The sequence below is a fragment of the Lelliottia amnigena genome, from assembly GCF_019047465.1.
In the GTDB taxonomy this organism is placed as follows: domain Bacteria; phylum Pseudomonadota; class Gammaproteobacteria; order Enterobacterales; family Enterobacteriaceae; genus Enterobacter; species Enterobacter amnigenus.
The window spans coordinates 2,638,272-2,654,826 of the sequence record NZ_CP077236.1; the positions used below are offsets into that span (position 1 = coordinate 2,638,272).

The 16,555-nt window shown below is 52.2% G+C and carries 16 protein-coding genes; 8 read left to right on the top strand and 8 right to left on the bottom strand.

Going from position 1 to position 16,555, the window contains the following annotated elements; translation table 11 throughout:
- Positions 1–26 precede the first annotated feature (26 nt).
- The 5 genes from dnaE (at position 27) to tilS (ending at position 8,512) form a co-directional block, all read left to right on the top strand.
- The gene (dnaE, locus tag I6L74_RS12335) at positions 27–3,509 is read left to right on the top strand and encodes a DNA polymerase III subunit alpha (protein ID WP_059180061.1); all 3,483 of its coding nucleotides are present in this window, start codon (positions 27–29) and stop codon (positions 3,507–3,509) included.
- A gap of 12 nt (positions 3,510–3,521) precedes the next feature.
- Positions 3,522–4,481 carry an acetyl-CoA carboxylase carboxyl transferase subunit alpha gene (accA, locus tag I6L74_RS12340; protein ID WP_059180060.1) on the top strand — a complete coding sequence of 320 codons (960 nt, stop codon included), beginning with the start codon at positions 3,522–3,524 and terminating at the stop codon, positions 4,479–4,481.
- Between the two features lie 100 nt (positions 4,482–4,581).
- A complete protein-coding gene (locus I6L74_RS12345; RefSeq protein WP_059180059.1) occupies positions 4,582–6,720 on the top strand; it encodes a lysine decarboxylase LdcC in 2,139 nt (712 codons plus the stop codon).
- A 59-nt stretch (positions 6,721–6,779) separates the two neighbouring features.
- Complete coding sequence (locus I6L74_RS12350) at positions 6,780–7,169, top strand: VOC family protein (RefSeq protein WP_059180058.1); 390 nt, start codon at positions 6,780–6,782, stop codon at positions 7,167–7,169.
- A gap of 62 nt (positions 7,170–7,231) precedes the next feature.
- Complete coding sequence (tilS, locus tag I6L74_RS12355; protein WP_059180057.1) at positions 7,232–8,512, top strand: tRNA lysidine(34) synthetase TilS; 1,281 nt, start codon at positions 7,232–7,234, stop codon at positions 8,510–8,512.
- A 28-nt stretch (positions 8,513–8,540) separates the two neighbouring features.
- Here the strand turns inward: tilS and rof are convergent, their stop codons facing one another.
- On the bottom strand, positions 8,541–8,801 hold the full coding sequence (gene rof, locus I6L74_RS12360) for a Rho-binding antiterminator (RefSeq protein ID WP_059180056.1): 261 nt from the start codon (positions 8,799–8,801) through the stop codon (positions 8,541–8,543).
- Positions 8,788–8,988: a YaeP family protein gene (locus I6L74_RS12365; protein ID WP_059180055.1), complete on the bottom strand. Its 201-nt coding sequence runs from the start codon at positions 8,986–8,988 to the stop codon at positions 8,788–8,790. Before I6L74_RS12365 ends, rof begins: the two co-directional genes overlap by 14 nt.
- A 196-nt stretch (positions 8,989–9,184) precedes the next feature.
- On the opposite strand from I6L74_RS12365, the gene I6L74_RS12370 reads away from it, so the two are divergent.
- The 3 genes from I6L74_RS12370 to nlpE are packed head-to-tail and all read left to right on the top strand — an operon-like array spanning position 9,185 to position 10,882.
- Entirely contained in the window at positions 9,185–9,730 is a 546-nt protein-coding gene (locus I6L74_RS12370; protein ID WP_059180054.1) for a YaeQ family protein, read from the top strand.
- Positions 9,727–10,149 carry an alternative ribosome rescue aminoacyl-tRNA hydrolase ArfB gene (gene arfB, locus I6L74_RS12375; RefSeq protein WP_059180053.1) on the top strand — a complete coding sequence of 141 codons (423 nt, stop codon included), beginning with the start codon at positions 9,727–9,729 and terminating at the stop codon, positions 10,147–10,149. Before I6L74_RS12370 ends, arfB begins: the two co-directional genes overlap by 4 nt.
- A gap of 34 nt (positions 10,150–10,183) precedes the next feature.
- The gene (nlpE, locus tag I6L74_RS12380) at positions 10,184–10,882 is read left to right on the top strand and encodes an envelope stress response activation lipoprotein NlpE (RefSeq protein WP_059180052.1); all 699 of its coding nucleotides are present in this window, start codon (positions 10,184–10,186) and stop codon (positions 10,880–10,882) included.
- A 62-nt stretch (positions 10,883–10,944) separates the two neighbouring features.
- Here the strand turns inward: nlpE and proS are convergent, their stop codons facing one another.
- The 6 genes from proS to metN form a co-directional block, all read right to left on the bottom strand.
- On the bottom strand, positions 10,945–12,663 hold the full coding sequence (gene proS, locus I6L74_RS12385) for a proline--tRNA ligase (protein WP_059180051.1): 1,719 nt from the start codon (positions 12,661–12,663) through the stop codon (positions 10,945–10,947).
- A 112-nt stretch (positions 12,664–12,775) separates the two neighbouring features.
- Positions 12,776–13,483, bottom strand: coding sequence for a tRNA (N6-threonylcarbamoyladenosine(37)-N6)-methyltransferase TrmO (gene tsaA / locus I6L74_RS12390; protein WP_059180050.1), 708 nt, complete (start codon positions 13,481–13,483; stop codon positions 12,776–12,778).
- Complete coding sequence (rcsF, locus tag I6L74_RS12395) at positions 13,480–13,884, bottom strand: envelope stress sensor lipoprotein RcsF (protein WP_059180049.1); 405 nt, start codon at positions 13,882–13,884, stop codon at positions 13,480–13,482. Before rcsF ends, tsaA begins: the two co-directional genes overlap by 4 nt.
- A 106-nt stretch (positions 13,885–13,990) precedes the next feature.
- The gene (gene metQ, locus I6L74_RS12400; protein ID WP_059180048.1) at positions 13,991–14,806 is read right to left on the bottom strand and encodes a methionine ABC transporter substrate-binding lipoprotein MetQ; all 816 of its coding nucleotides are present in this window, start codon (positions 14,804–14,806) and stop codon (positions 13,991–13,993) included.
- A gap of 38 nt (positions 14,807–14,844) precedes the next feature.
- Positions 14,845–15,498 (bottom strand): methionine ABC transporter permease MetI, encoded by a 654-nt coding sequence (locus tag I6L74_RS12405; protein WP_012016144.1) that lies wholly within the window; start codon positions 15,496–15,498, stop codon positions 14,845–14,847.
- Entirely contained in the window at positions 15,491–16,522 is a 1,032-nt protein-coding gene (gene metN / locus I6L74_RS12410; protein ID WP_059180047.1) for a methionine ABC transporter ATP-binding protein MetN, read from the bottom strand. The genes I6L74_RS12405 and metN overlap by 8 nt, the downstream gene beginning before the upstream one ends.
- Positions 16,523–16,555 lie beyond the last annotated feature (33 nt).

Below are 16,555 nucleotides of genomic sequence, written 5' to 3' on the forward strand. Positions count from 1 at the left end.
GCAACTAAGTCACGCGGAATCTGAAGATGGCTGAACCACGTTTCGTACACCTGCGGGTGCATAGCGACTACTCCATGATTGATGGGCTGGCGAAGACCGGGCCGCTGGTAAAAAAGGCAGCGGCTCTTGGCATGCCTGCGCTGGCGATCACGGATTTCACCAACCTGTGTGGTCTGGTTAAGTTCTATGGCGCGGCGCATGGCGCGGGCCTTAAGCCGATTATCGGTGCGGATTTTCACGTTCAGAGCGAGTTGCTCGGCGATGAAATGACGCAAATTTCCGTTCTGGCGATGAACAATACAGGCTATCAAAATCTGACGTTGCTGATTTCCCGTGCCTATCAGCGGGGCTATGGCGCGGCGGGGCCATGGATCGACAGGGACTGGCTTGCAGAACTCAATGAAGGTTTGCTGCTGATTTCTGGCGGTCGAATGGGTGATGTCGGTAAAAGTCTGATACGCGGCAACAATATTCTGGTTGAGCAATGCGTGGCGTTTTATGAAGAATACTTCCCGGATCGTTTTTATCTGGAGCTGATTCGCACAGGTCGTCCCGATGAAGAAAACTATCTGCATGCGGCAGTCGCGCTTGCTGAACAGCGCGGTCTGCCGGTCGTCGCGACCAATGATGTACGGTTTATTAACGCTGAAGACTTTGATGCGCACGAAATCCGTGTTGCCATTCATGACGGCTTTACGCTCGACGATCCAAAACGCCCGCGCCACTATTCCACGCAGCAATATATGCGCTCTGAAGATGAGATGTGCGAGCTGTTTGCTGATATTCCGGAAGCGCTGGAAAACAGTGTGGAAATTGCAAGGCGTTGCAACGTTACTGTCCGTTTAGGTGAATATTTTTTGCCGCAGTTCCCAACCGGCGAGATGAGTACGGAAGATTTTCTGGTCCTCAAATCGAAAGAAGGTCTGGAAGATCGTCTGGAATTTTTGTTCCCGGATGAAGCCGAGCGCAACGAGAAGCGCCCGCCTTATGATGAGCGCCTGGACATTGAACTACAGGTTATCAACCAGATGGGGTTCCCGGGCTACTTCCTGATCGTGATGGAATTTATCCAGTGGTCGAAGGACAACGGCGTACCTGTGGGGCCTGGCCGTGGTTCGGGTGCGGGTTCGCTTGTGGCTTACGCGTTGAAAATTACCGACCTTGACCCGCTGGAATTTGACCTGCTGTTCGAACGTTTCCTCAACCCAGAACGTGTCTCAATGCCTGACTTCGACGTTGACTTCTGCATGGAGAAACGCGACCAGGTTATTGATCACGTTGCAGAAATGTACGGTCGTGATGCGGTATCACAGATCATTACTTTCGGGACGATGGCGGCAAAAGCGGTTATCCGTGACGTGGGCCGCGTGCTGGGTCACCCGTATGGCTTTGTGGATCGCATCTCAAAACTGGTGCCGCCCGATCCGGGCATGACGCTGGCAAAAGCGTTCGAAGCCGAGCCACAACTGCCGGAAATCTACGAAGCAGACGAAGAAGTTAAAGCGCTTATCGACATGGCGCGCAAGCTTGAAGGCGTCACGCGTAACGCCGGTAAACACGCCGGTGGCGTGGTTATCGCGCCGACTAAAATTACCGATTTTGCGCCGTTATATTGTGATGAATCAGGTCAGCATCCTGTTACACAGTTCGACAAGAATGACGTGGAGTACGCTGGCCTGGTGAAGTTTGACTTCCTTGGTTTGCGAACACTCACTATCATTGACTGGGCGTTGAAGATGATCAACCCGCGTCGGGCCAAACAGGGCCTGGAGCCGATTGACATCGCTGCGATTCCGCTTGATGACAAAAAAAGTTTCGACATGCTGCAGCGCTCGGAAACCACAGCGGTATTCCAGCTTGAATCGCGCGGCATGAAAGACTTGATTAAACGTCTTCAGCCTGACTGCTTTGAAGACATGATCGCACTTGTGGCGTTGTTCCGTCCTGGCCCATTGCAGTCGGGCATGGTTGATAACTTTATTGACCGTAAGCACGGGCGTGAAGAGATTTCCTACCCTGATGTGCAGTGGCAGCATGATTGCCTGAAACCGGTGCTTGAGCCTACCTACGGCATTATCCTGTATCAGGAACAGGTTATGCAGATTGCTCAGGAGCTTTCGGGATATACCCTTGGCGGCGCTGATATGTTGCGTCGTGCGATGGGTAAGAAAAAACCGGAAGAGATGGCCAAGCAGCGCGGCACCTTTGAGGATGGCGCGAAGAAAAACGGCATTGATGGTGAACTGGCGATAAAAATCTTTGACCTGGTAGAGAAATTCGCAGGTTACGGATTTAACAAATCGCACTCAGCGGCTTACGCCCTGGTGTCCTATCAAACGCTGTGGTTGAAAGCGCACTACCCGGCAGAATTTATGGCGGCTGTGATGACTGCCGACATGGATAACACCGAGAAGGTGGTCGGCCTGGTGGATGAATGCTGGCGAATGGGGCTGAAAATCCTGCCGCCGGATATCAATGCCGGGATGTACCATTTCCACGTTAACGATGACGGTGAAATTGTTTACGGCATTGGGGCTATCAAAGGTGTGGGCGAAGGCCCTATCGAAGCGATTCTGGAAGCGCGTAATAATGGCGGCTACTTCCGTGAGCTTTTCGACTTATGTGCGCGGACTGACACCAAAAAGCTGAACCGTCGTGTGCTGGAAAAACTGATCATGTCAGGGGCATTTGATCGCCTCGGCCCGCATCGCGCAGCGCTGATGAATTCTCTCGGTGAGGCGTTGAAAGCGGCCGATCAGCACGCTAAAGCGGAAGCAATTGGTCAGGCCGATATGTTTGGTGTGCTGGCCGATGAGCCAGAACAAATTGAACAATCGTATGCCAACTGCCAGCCATGGCCAGAACACACGGTGCTGGAAGGGGAGCGTGAAACGTTAGGTTTGTACCTGACGGGACACCCAATCAACCAGTATCTGAAAGAAATTGAGCGCTATGTCGGAGGCAACAGGCTAAAAGACATGCATCCAACTGAACGTGGTAAAATGACCACGGCAGCGGGGCTCGTCATTGCAGCGCGGGTTATGGTCACCAAGCGCGGTAATCGCATCGGTATCTGTACGTTGGATGACCGTTCCGGGCGGCTGGAGGTGATGTTATTCACCGAAGCGCTGGAAAAATACCAGCATTTGCTGGAAAACGACCGCATACTTATCGTCAGCGGACAGGTCAGCTTTGATGACTTCAGCGGCGGGCTTAAAATGATGGCCCGTGAAGTGATGGATATTGACGAAGCCCGGGAAAAATATGCTCGCGGGCTTGCTATCTCGCTGACGGACAGGCAAATTGATGACCAGCTTTTAAACCGACTCCGTCAGTCTCTGGAACCCCATCGTTCGGGGACCATTCCAGTACATCTCTATTATCAGAGGGCGGATGCACGCGCGCGGTTGCGCTTTGGTGCAACGTGGCGTGTCTCTCCGAGCGATCGTTTACTCAACGATCTCCGTGGCCTTATTGGTTCGGAGCAGGTGGAACTGGAGTTTGACTAATACAGGAATACTATGAGTCTGAATTTCCTTGATTTCGAACAGCCGATTGCGGAGCTGGAAGCGAAAATCGATTCTCTGACCGCGGTGAGCCGTCAGGATGAAAAACTGGATATTAACATCGACGAAGAAGTGCATCGTCTGCGTGAAAAAAGCGTAGAACTGACGCGCAAAATCTTTGCCGATCTCGGCGCATGGCAGATTGCCCAGTTGGCACGTCATCCACAGCGTCCGTACACCCTGGATTATGTCCGCCTGGCGTTTGATGAATTTGACGAACTGGCAGGCGATCGCGCTTATGCTGACGACAAAGCCATTGTCGGCGGCATAGCGCGTCTTGATGGTCGCCCGGTGATGATTATTGGTCATCAGAAGGGCCGTGAGACCAAAGAGAAAATCCGTCGCAACTTTGGTATGCCAGCGCCAGAAGGTTACCGTAAGGCACTGCGCCTGATGGAAATGGCTGAGCGCTTCAACATGCCGATCGTGACCTTTATCGACACGCCGGGTGCATACCCGGGTGTCGGTGCAGAAGAACGCGGCCAGTCTGAAGCTATCGCTCGCAACCTGCGTGAAATGTCTCGCCTGACGGTACCGGTAATCTGTACTGTGATTGGTGAAGGCGGTTCCGGTGGTGCACTGGCGATCGGCGTGGGTGATAAAGTGAATATGCTGCAGTACAGCACCTATTCCGTTATCTCTCCTGAAGGCTGTGCGTCTATTCTGTGGAAAAGCGCCGATAAAGCGCCGTTGGCCGCAGAAGCGATGGGTATCACAGCGCCGCGTCTGAAAGAATTGAAACTGATCGACACCGTGATCCCTGAACCACTGGGCGGTGCGCACCGTAAGCCGGAAGTGATCGCCGGTTCCCTTAAAGCGCAGTTGCTGGCCGATCTGGCCGATCTCGATGTGCTGAGCAAAGAAGATTTGCTCAACCGTCGCTATCAACGTCTGATGAACTACGGTTACGCATAAGCGTCACATTTGTCTTAAAAGCCGCACATTGTTGCGGCTTTTTTTATGTCTGCCGTTTAACTTAACTATCCTTATTGAATGTTTTTCAAGGAGGTAGACCGTGAACATCATTGCCATTATGGGGCCGCACGGCGTCTTTTATAAAGATGAGCCCATCAAGGAGCTGGAGCAGGCGTTGCAGGCGCGTGGATATCAACTTATCTGGCCGCACAACAATGCCGATCTGCTGAAGTTTATCGAGCACAATCCACGTATCTGTGGCGTGATTTTTGACTGGGATGAGTACGATCTCGAACTGTGCAGCGATATCAATCAGCTGAATGAATACCTGCCGCTGTACGCTTTCATCAACACGCATTCGACGATGGACGTCAGTGCCCACGATATGCGTATGGCGCTGTGGTTTTTTGAATACGCATTGGGCGCTGCAGAAGATATTGCGACCCGCATTCAGCAATACACTCGCGAATATCTCGACAATATTACCCCGCCGTTCACCCGCGCGCTTTTCACCTACGTTCAGGAAGGCAAATACACGTTTTGCACGCCGGGGCATATGGCGGGAACCGCTTACCAGAAAAGCCCGGTGGGTTGCCTTTTTTACGATTTTTTTGGTGGGAATACGCTCAAAGCCGACGTGTCGATTTCGGTGACGGAACTTGGCTCGCTGCTTGATCATACGGGCCCGCACCTCGAGGCCGAAGAGTACATCGCACGTACTTTTGGTGCGGAGCAGAGTTATATGGTGACAAACGGCACGTCGACTTCAAACAAGATTGTCGGGATGTATGCCGCCCCCGTTGGCAGTACGCTGCTGATTGACCGTAACTGCCACAAATCACTGGCGCATTTATTGATGATGAGTGATGTTGTGCCGATCTGGCTCTCGCCAACGCGAAATGCGCTGGGGATTCTGGGCGGGATCCCTCGCCGTGAATTCTCCCGGAGCGCCATAGAACATAAAGTTGCCGCTGTTCCTGATGCAAGCTGGCCGGTTCACGCGGTGATTACTAACTCGACGTATGATGGCCTGTTGTATAACACCAACTGGATCAAGCAGACCCTCGATGTACCGTCGATTCATTTCGATTCTGCATGGGTACCCTATACCAATTTCCATCCGATTTATGCCGGTAAAAGCGGTATGAGCGGCGAACGGGTGCCGGGCAAAGTCTTCTTCGAGACGCAATCGACGCACAAAATGCTGGCCGCTTTATCTCAGGCATCGTTAATCCATATTAAGGGTGAATACGACGAAGAGACGTTCAACGAAGCTTATATGATGCACACCACCACCTCGCCGAGTTATCCATTAGTCGCATCAATTGAAACGGCAGCGGCTATGCTGCGCGGTAATCCGGGTAAACGCCTGATTAATCGCTCGGTGGAGCGGGCGCTTCATTTTCGTAAAGAAGTTCAGCGCCTGAAAGATGAAGCCGACGGATGGTTCTTCGATATCTGGCAACCGGAAGAGATCGATGAGGCAGAATGCTGGTCTGTCGCGCCTGGCGAGAGCTGGCATGGTTTCAGAGACGCTGACGCGGATCATATGTTTCTTGATCCGGTCAAAGTCACCATTCTGACGCCGGGGATGGATGAACAGGGAATCATGAGTGATGAAGGGATTCCGGCAGCGCTGGTGGCAAAATTTCTGGACGAACGCGGCGTCGTGGTGGAGAAAACCGGGCCTTATAATCTACTTTTCCTGTTTAGCATCGGTATTGATAAAACCCGAGCGATGGGCCTGTTGCGCGGACTGATGGAATTTAAGCGCGCATACGATCTCAATCTGCGGGTCAAAAATATGCTCCCGGATCTGTATGCCGAAGATCCCGATTATTACCGGAATATGCGTATTCAGGATCTGGCACAAGGGATCCATAAGTTGATCCGCCAGCACGATCTTCCTCGACTGATGCTCCAGGCATTTGATGTGTTACCTGAAATGAAGCTCACACCGCACAAGGCCTGGCAGCAGCAGGTCAAAGGTGAAGTGGAAACCATAGAGCTGGAAAATCTCATTGGGCGCGTATCCGCCAATATGGTTCTCCCCTATCCACCGGGCGTTCCGCTTCTGATGCCGGGAGAAATGATCACCGAGCAAAGCCGTTCGGTGCTCGATTTTCTGCTGATGCTCTGTTCCATCGGTCGCCATTATCCTGGCTTTGAGACGGACATTCACGGTGCAAAACGCGATGAGAACGGCGTATACCGGGTACGAGTCTTAAAAGAGAGTTGATCCCTTGCGTGTGTAGGGTTTTCAGTTGTAACGTGCAGGCATGATAAAAAGGAGACGCTATGCTGGGTTTAAAACAGGTTCACCATATTGCGATTATCGCTTCGGACTACGCCAAAAGTAAGGCATTTTATTGCGACGTTCTTGGGTTTACGCTGTTGAGCGAAGCCTATCGCTCTGAGCGTGACTCGTGGAAAGGTGACCTGGCGCTTAACGGAGACTATGTGATCGAACTGTTCTCATTTCCTTTTCCGCCTGCCCGTCCGTCGCGCCCCGAAGCTTGTGGGCTTCGCCATCTCGCGTTCAGCGTGGACGATATCGATCGGGCCACAGAACACCTTGAAGCACACGGCGTGAAGTGTGAATCGATTCGCATCGACCCGTTTACCGACAAACGTTTTACGTTTTTTAACGATCCGGATGGCTTGCCGCTGGAGCTCTACCAGCAGTAATGCTTGCCATCAGAGTCAATGCTCGGTAATTTTCCGGGCATTGGCTCTCTATAAGACCTTTTATGACCTCATCCGTAATCGCTCAGTCTGTTTCTCCGTACCGCCAGTTGTTGGTGGGATTTAGCGGTGGGCTGGATTCGACCGTTTTACTTCATCGATTAAGACTCTGGCGCGAGCAGGAACCTGATGTTCAGATTCGTGCCATTCATGTACATCATGGTTTAAGTTCAAATGCCGACCGCTGGGTTGCGCACTGCGAATCGCTCTGTGAAGCGTGGCATATTCCGCTGATCGTTGAACGTGTGACGCTTCATGATGAGGGTTTGGGTACAGAAGCGCAGGCGCGAAAAGCGCGCTATTTAGCGTTCGAAAAAGTGCTTCAAGCGGGGGAGGCGCTCGTCACGGCGCAACATCTCGACGATCAGTGTGAAACGTTTTTACTGGCTCTTAAACGGGGAAGCGGCCCGGCGGGGTTGTCCGCCATGCCTGTGCGCACTGAATTTGCAGGCACGCAGTTGATTCGCCCACTTCTGGGTGAAACGCGCACCTCGCTAGAAACGTGGGCAAAGGACTATAACCTCTGCTGGATCGAGGACGAAAGTAATCAGGACGACAGCTACGATCGCAATTTTCTGCGATTGCGCGTATTGCCGCTACTCTCCGAACGTTGGCCGCATTTTGCAGATGCGACGGCGAGAAGTGCGGCGTTGTGTGCTGAGCAAGAAAGCCTGCTGGATGAGCTGCTGACTGAAGAGTTAGCCAGTGTGATCTCGACGGAGGGTGCGCTAAAAATTGAACCCCTTGAAGCGATGAGCCTCGTGCGTCGTGCTGCGCTACTACGCCGCTGGCTCGCCGCTCATGATGCGCAAATGCCTTCGCGCACAATGTTAAATCGTATCTGGGAAGAGGTTGCTTTAGCTCGTGAAGATGCCACGCCGCGTTTGCATCTCGGTGGCTTCGAGGTTCGGCGCTTCAAAGGAGAGCTTTGGTGGGTGAAATGCCAGCCTTCGATGGCTGACCAGATTATCGAGTGGCGCGATCCTTCTGAGCCTCTGATGTTGTCTCTGGGTAGCGTTTCTTTTGTGGAGGGCGGCCATATTCGCCTGCCGAACCCGGATGAGCAGGTCACGATCCGTTTTAAAGCCGGCGGAATACTGCATATTGTTGGGCGTCACGGCGGACGAAAACTGAAGAAAATCTGGCAGGAGTACAACATTCCTCCCTGGTTACGCGATACCACGCCGCTGCTGTTTTATGGCGAAACGCTGATTGCCGCTGCGGGTGTTTTTGTTACGCAGGAAGGTTGGGCAGAAAAGGGTGTGCAGCTGGAGTGGAAAGCGTAACGGGCAGTGGACTGCCCGTTAGGGACATTCAGGATTCGCTCACCACAACGGTGCCGATGTCCGGATGACTGAAGCTGGCAATTTTATCGAGACGAAACTCACGCGTTGCGCCCGCGTCTTCGACGACAAGGTATTCAACGTTCTTACGCATAACCAGATCGCGGGCTTTTGCCTTCAGCTCTTCGCCATCTTTTAACGCTAGCGCCAGGATCAAATGGTTTTGGCAGGCAAGCTCCAGGTTGTCATAGTCATCACAGTTGATGGGTTGATAGGTATCATTCATTGACATAATCGCTCACCAGTAAATTCGCAGCAGCATACGCCGCTTTTTCCCTGATCGATTCTGAAAGGCTGTCATCCGTCGCGACTTCATTCAGCACTTTCAACACACAGCCCAACGCATCCGGGATATAACCCAGATCTCCGCTGGCGATTTCCGCATACCTTTTGCGAATTAACTCACAATAAATTTCCACATCCCCTCCTGCCAGCGCACTGACGTTACTGTGAGATATTTAAGCCTACGAAGATAAACACGGTTTATCAAGGTGACTATAACATACTCATCCTGGCAATATCAGCGCCTTGATATTGTGGACTTTCGCCCACTCACAACAGTCTTTTGGCCATAATTTCGCTACAATGATCGCCTTATAAGAATGGAGTTTACTCATGGCGCTGAAAGCGACAATTTATAAAGCGGTAGTTAATGTAGCCGATCTTGACCGCAACCAGTTTCTCGATGCGTCGCTAACGCTGGCGCGTCACCCTTCAGAAACCCAGGAACGCATGATGCTGCGCCTGCTGGCGTGGATTAAATATGCCAACGATCGGTTGCAGTTCACGCGGGGATTAAGTGCCGAAGAAGAGCCAGAAGCGTGGCTAAAGAACGATCATCTTGGCATCGATTTGTGGATCGAACTCGGTCTGCCTGATGAACGTCGCATTAAGAAAGCCTGCACGCAGTCCGCAGAGGTGGCGATATTTGCTTATAATCAGCGTGCAGCTGAGATTTGGTGGCAGCAAAACCAACGAAAATGCGCGCAGTATTCGCATCTTTCTGTCTGGTATCTGGATGATGAACAGCTGGCACAGCTGAGTGATTTTGCAGGAAGAACAATGGCTTTACAGGCAACGATTCAGGATGGGGCGATCTGGTTGTCTGATTCACAGAATAATCTGGAAATACATCTCACCGCGTGGCAGTCCCCGTTATGATCGCGTTGTCCCGCACCGTTAGCATTCCTGACAGCGAGCTTGAGATCACGGCGATTCGTGCGCAGGGCGCGGGTGGGCAACATGTTAATAAAGCCTCAACAGCTATCCATCTGCGCTTTGACATTCGGGCCTCTAGTCTGCCAGAGTCTTATAAAGAGGCTTTGCTTGCGGCCAGTCATCACCTCATTACCAGTGATGGCGTGATCATTATTAAGGCGCAGGAGTATCGCAGCCAGGAGTTAAATCGCGAAGCCGCGCTTGCGCGCCTGGTCGCGCTGATCAAAGAATTAACCGTCGTGCAGAAAAGCCGTCGGGCAACCCGACCTACGCGCGCGTCAAAAGAGCGCCGGTTGTCATCGAAAGCGCAAAAGTCCACAGTGAAATCACTGCGCGGTAAAATTCGACGGTCTTCTGATTAACGAACCGGGACACCCAATTTATAAGGAATTCATCGTGAAAACAGCGATATTGTCAGTGCTCGCAGCCTCTACGCTCTTTGCACTTATTGGTTGTAACAATCGCACTGAAACGCAGGCGCTCCAACCGACGGAGTCGCAAGCGCTGAAGCCGATGCAGCAGAGCTGGCGCGGTGTTTTACCCTGCGCCGACTGCGAAGGCATTGAAACCACGCTGTTCCTGGAAAAGGACGGTTCATGGGTAATGAATCAGCGCTATCAAGGCGCAAAAGAACCGTCATCTTTCGCGACTTACGGTAAGTGGGAACGCACAGCCGAAAAGCTGATTCTGACGGATGCTGAAGGTGAGAAAACCTATTTCCGCCCGAAGGGCGAAGGAATGGAGATGCTCGATCGGGAAGGTCTTCCGATTGAATCTCAGTTCAATTATACGCTGGCACCGGTAAAAGTGGCCTTGCCATCGACTCCGATGCCGATGCGCGGCATGTATTTTTATATGGCGGACGCTGCGGTATTTACCGACTGTGCGACGGGCAAGAAAGTCAGTGTCGCCAACAATGCGCAACTGGAACGTGATTATGCCGTGGCCCGTGGAAATGACAGTAAACCGGTTCTCTTGACCGTGGATGGCCACTTCACTCTGGAACCTAATCCGGATAGCGGCGAGATGGTTAAAACGCTGGTGACGGATAAATCCGCTACGTTTGTGGCGGGTAAAGACTGCGAAACGAAATAAACGGATTTCAACGCTGATAATAAAAAGCCCCGCATTAGCGGGGCTTTTTGTCGGCTGGCGGCTTAGCCTTTGATAGCTTTCACAAGGTAATCAAGAATGTCGCCGGTCTTGATCATCTGCTTCTCACCGCTACGGCGGTATTTGTACTCAATGTCGTCGCTGTCGAGGTTACGATCGCCGATAACCACGGTGTGCGGGATGCCGATCAGTTCCATATCAGCAAACATCACGCCTGGACGTTCTTTACGGTCGTCCATCAGCACTTCAATACCCTGGGCGCGCAGCTCGCTGTACAGCTTCTCCGCCAGCTCCTGCACACGGTAAGATTTGTGCATGTTCATCGGCAGGATGGCCACCTGGAACGGTGCCAGATTATCTGGCCATACGATGCCACGTTCGTCGTGGTTCTGCTCAATCGCAGCAGCCACAACGCGCGTGACCCCGATACCATAACAACCCATCGTCAGGATCTGGTTACGACCATCTTCGCCCTGAACAGAAGCGTTAAGCGCCTCGGAATATTTGGTGCCTAGCTGGAAGATGTGACCCACTTCAATCCCGCGTTTGATCATCAACGTACCCTGGCCGTCAGGGCTTGGGTCGCCTGCAACCACGTTACGGATATCAGCCACTTCTGGTGTCGCAACGTCACGATCCCAGTTGATACCAAAGTAATGTTGACCATCGATGTTCGCGCCAGCGGAGAAATCACTCATCGCGGCTACGGTACGGTCTATAACCACTGGAATAGGCATGTTCACTGGACCCAGAGATCCTGGACCTGCGTTGATCACTGTGCGAATTTCAGCTTCGGTCGCGAAAGTCAGCGGGCTGGCAACCTGCGCCAGTTTCTCTGCTTTGACTTCATTCAGTTCGTGATCGCCACGCACCAGCAGTGCTACCAGCGGATAAGCGCTCTCTTCAACGGCTTTAACCAGCAAGGTTTTCACCGTTTTTTCGATTGGCAGATTGAACTGCTCAACCAGCTCGGCGATGGTTTTTGCGTTTGGCGTATCGACCAGCTTCATCTCTTCGGATGCAGCCGCGCGTGGTGCTGATGGTGCCAGCGCTTCTGCAAATTCGATGTTAGCTGCGTAGTCTGAGGTATCGGAGAAGATCACATCGTCTTCGCCGCTCTGTGCCAGAACCTGGAATTCATGGGAAGCGCTGCCACCGATAGAGCCGGTGTCCGCCTGCACAGCGCGGAAATCCAGCCCCATACGGGAGAAAATTTTGCTATACGCTTCATACATCTTGTCATACGTCTCTTGCAGAGATTCCTGAGAAGTATGGAAAGAGTAAGAGTCTTTCATTAGGAATTCGCGAGAACGCATGACGCCGAAACGTGGACGCACTTCGTCACGGAACTTAGTCTGGATCTGGAAGAAGTTCAGCGGCAGCTGTTTGTAGGAATTCAGCTCGTTGCGGATCAGATCCGTGATGACTTCTTCATGCGTTGGGCCGAGCACAAACGAACGTTCGCCGCGATCAACAAAACGCAGCAGCTCCGGGCCGTACTGCTCCCAGCGTCCACTTTCTACCCACAGGTCAGCAGGCTGAACCACAGGCATAGACACCTCGATCGCGCCGGCGTTGTTCATCTCTTCACGCACGATGTTTTCGACTTTTTTCAGGACGCGCAGACCGGTCGGCAACCAGGTGTACAACCCAGAGGCCAGCTTGCGGATCATCCCGGCGCGGAGCATCAACTGGTGGCTGATGACTTCGGCGTCGGCTGGTGTCTCCTTCAGTGTGGAGAGCAGATATTGGCTAGTACGCATGTTGTTACGGTTCCATTTCGACGATTGGACCAGGCTGATTCGTCAACCTGACACAAAAAAAGTGGTTTAGTTTACCAGTGTGGCAAAGATGCCAAAAGAGAGGACAATAAAATTAGCGCACTTCCAGTGCAAACACTTCAAAGCCCGCTTCGGTTACACGCCAGCGAACGTTAAAATCCAGCAGCCAGACGGCGTAGTTTTTCCCTACCTCTTCTTCCTTTCGATAAGCAGGACGCGGATCCTGAGCCAGAACGTCGACGATAAAATCTTTCAGTCGAGGATACCGCTTTTCAAGCCGCTGAAGCTCTAAGAAGACATCGGCAGTGAAGCCAACCGGCATATCTGCTGCTGGCGCCTGCTGGGCATAGCTCGCCACGGCATCGGGAAGCGCTTCGGCGAAGGGCAGATACGGTTTGATATCCACAACCGGCGTTCCGTCTACCAGGTCCAGGCTCCCGAGTTCGAGAATCACCTGATCTTTTTGGCAGCGGATACCCTTTAGTTCAACGAGCGACATGCCGATGGGGTTGGGTCGGAACGTAGAGCGCGTTGCGAAAACACCCATTCTTGCATTTCCACCCAGCCGGGGAGGGCGAACGGTAGGGCGCCAGCCTCCATCCATCGTTTGATGAAAGATGAACAGAACCCACAGATGGCTGAATGCCTCTAGCCCACGAACTGCATCGGCCTGATTATACGGCGCAGTTAAGTGAAGTTCACCGCCACAGCTTTTGACCAGACCCGGTTGACGCGGAACGGCAAACTTCTCTTTATAAGGCGAGCGGATAACACCTATCTGCTCGAACTTAAATGCACTCATTTAGCCGATACGTTAAGGGCGCTGCCCATGCACACGGCCTGGCGATAGCATCCCGGCGTGCCGCTGGTGACTTCACAGCTATGCAGCAGTACGGCGTTAGCCTTCATTTTGGCGGCGTTGATCTGCAGACGCTTGCGCGCTGTCGGGATATTTGGCGGCGAATCCTGATTGCTGGCCTGGCATGATTCGCCGGTGACTTCGCCCAAATCACGGAATGGCTTACCAATGAGAGCTTCGGCATTGGTGTAAATTTTTACCGGCGCCGGACGCGGTGCCTTCGGTTTGGCTGGTTCCACTTTTGGCGGAGTTGCAGTGCTTTTCACAGGTTCAACAGGAGATCTGCTTAGCATTGAACAGCCGCTCAGCATGAGTGCTAAAAGACAGATCGGTAAAGCCCGCATAATATTTCCTCAATGAATAATCAAATCGTCAGTTATTGAAGCAGTTGCCTGTATAAATGACAAGACGGGCTTTCGCCCGTCCTGATGATATTACATAAAGGTAAGATTACCAGCCTTTAACAGCGCCGCCGTTAAACACTTTATTGGCTTCCTGGTAAACTTCTTCAGACTGATAAGCCTGAACGAATTTTTTCACGTTTTCCGCGTCTTTATTATCTTCGCGGCTAACGATCATGTTGACGTAAGGAGAGTCTTTATCTTCTACGAAGATACCGTCTTTTGCTGGCGTCAGGCCAATCTGGCTGGCGTAAGTGGTGTTAATCACCGCCAGCGCGATTTGCGCATCGTCAAGCGAGCGCGGGAGCTGTGGCGCTTCCAGTTCAACAATCTTCAGATTTTTTGGATTCTCAGCAACATCAAGCACTGTTGGCAGTAAACCCACGCCGTCTTTCAGTTTGATCAAGCCCACTTTCTGCAGCAGCAGCAGGGAACGGCCAAGGTTGGTTGGATCATTCGGGACTGCGACCTGCGAGCCTGGCTGCAGTTCTTCCAGAGATTTGATTTTTTTAGAGTAACCAGCAATGGGGTATACAAACGTATTGCCGACGGAAACCAGTTTGTAGCCACGATCCTTAATCTGCTGATCAAGATACGGTTTGTGCTGGAAGGCGTTGACATCAATGTCGCCTTTGCTCAGCGCTTCGTTTGGCAGAACGTAATCATTAAATGTCACCAGTTCAACGTCCAGGCCGTATTTTTCTTTTGCTACTTTTTGCGCCGCTTCAGCAACTTGCTGTTCTGCGCCAACGATGACGCCCACTTTAATGTGGTTTGGGTCTTTTTCGTCCTGACCACAACCTACCAGAGCCAGAGATCCAATCAGCGCGCCGACTGCGGCAAAGGTCTTTAATTTAAACGTCATGTTATTTCCTTAATTCGTCGAGTTTGCGTTGTGTAACGTTATTTGTGAGTCACTGCCCGGACGATTCGATCGCCCGAGAATTGAATGAGATAAACCAGCACAACCAGCAATACCAGAACCGTATTCATCACGGTAGCGTTATATCCAATATAGCCATATTGATAGCCGATCTGGCCCAAACCGCCCGCACCGACGGCACCGCCCATCGCGGAATATCCCACCAACGTAATCAGCGTAATAGTGGCGGCATTGACCAGGCCTGGCAGCGCTTCCGGTAGCAACACTTTACGTACGATCTGCATCGGCGTTGCACCCATTGCGCGTGACGCTTCGATCAGCCCTGTAGGGATTTCCAGCAGGGCGTTTTCAACCATACGTGCAATAAAAGGAGCCGCGCCGACGGTGAGCGGAACGATTGCCGCCTGCAGACCAATCGATGTGCCTACGATGATGCGGGTGAAGGGAATCATCCATACCAGCAGGATAATAAATGGAATCGAACGGAAGATATTCACCAGCGCAGACAGCGTGCGATAGAGTTTGGCATTCTCGATAATTTGCCCAGGGCGAGTGACGTAAAGCAGGACGCCGACCGGCAGGCCAATTACAAAGCCAAAAAAACCAGAGACGAAGGTCATTGCCAGCGTTTCCCATACGCCGCGAACCAGCAGCCACATCATCGGCTCAGACATAACCCAGTACCTCTACTTTTACATGGTGTTCTTGCAGCCAGGCAATGGCGGCTTGCGTTTCTTGCTGTGTACCGTGCATTTCTGTCAGCATGATGCCGAACTTCACGCCCCCGGCATAATCCATCTGCGCACTGATAATGTTGTTGTTCACATTAAAGCGGCGTGCAGTTTCGGAAAGCAGCGGAGCATCGACCGATTGCCCCGTAAATTCCATACGCAACATCGGGACGCTGGCATCTGCAGGTTCTGCTTTTAAACGCGCCAGGTAATCTTCAGGGATATCCAGATGCAATGTTGACTGAATAAACTGCTGGGCCAGCGGCGTTTTTGGATGTGAGAAGACTTCACTCACGGTATCTTGCTCGATCAATTCGCCATTGCTGATCACCGCTACGCAGTCGCAAATGCGCTTAACTACATCCATCTCATGCGTAATAAGAAGAATCGTCAGCCCCAGACGGCGGTTAATGTCTTTCAGTAATTCGAGTATTGAACGGGTGGTGGCGGGATCAAGTGCGCTGGTGGCTTCGTCACACAGCAGAACTTTGGGGTTGCTCGCCAGCGCACGGGCGATAGCCACACGCTGCTTCTGACCACCAGACAGGTTGGCGGCATAGCTATCATGCTTGTCGCTAAGACCCACCAGATCCAATAGCTCCGTCACGCGACGTTTGATTTCTTCTTTCGGGGTATTGTCCAGCTCAAGTGGCAACGCGACGTTACCAAATACGGTTCGGGAAGCCAGCAGGTTAAAGTGCTGGAAGATCATGCCGATCTGGCGGCGTGATTTGGTTAATTCCGTCTCGGAAAGTTGGGTCAACTCCTGGCCGCCAACCTGGACGCTACCTTCGGTTGGGCGTTCGAGCAGATTAACGCAACGGATAAGCGTGCTTTTACCTGCACCTGATGCGCCAATCACGCCATAAATCTGTCCAGCCGGAACATGCAGGCTGACATTATTCAGCGCCTGGATGGTTCGGGTTCCTTGCTGGAACACTTTGGTGATATTGGAAAGTTTAATCATTGGATTATTTTTATCGTATTTAAGTTAGCCGTG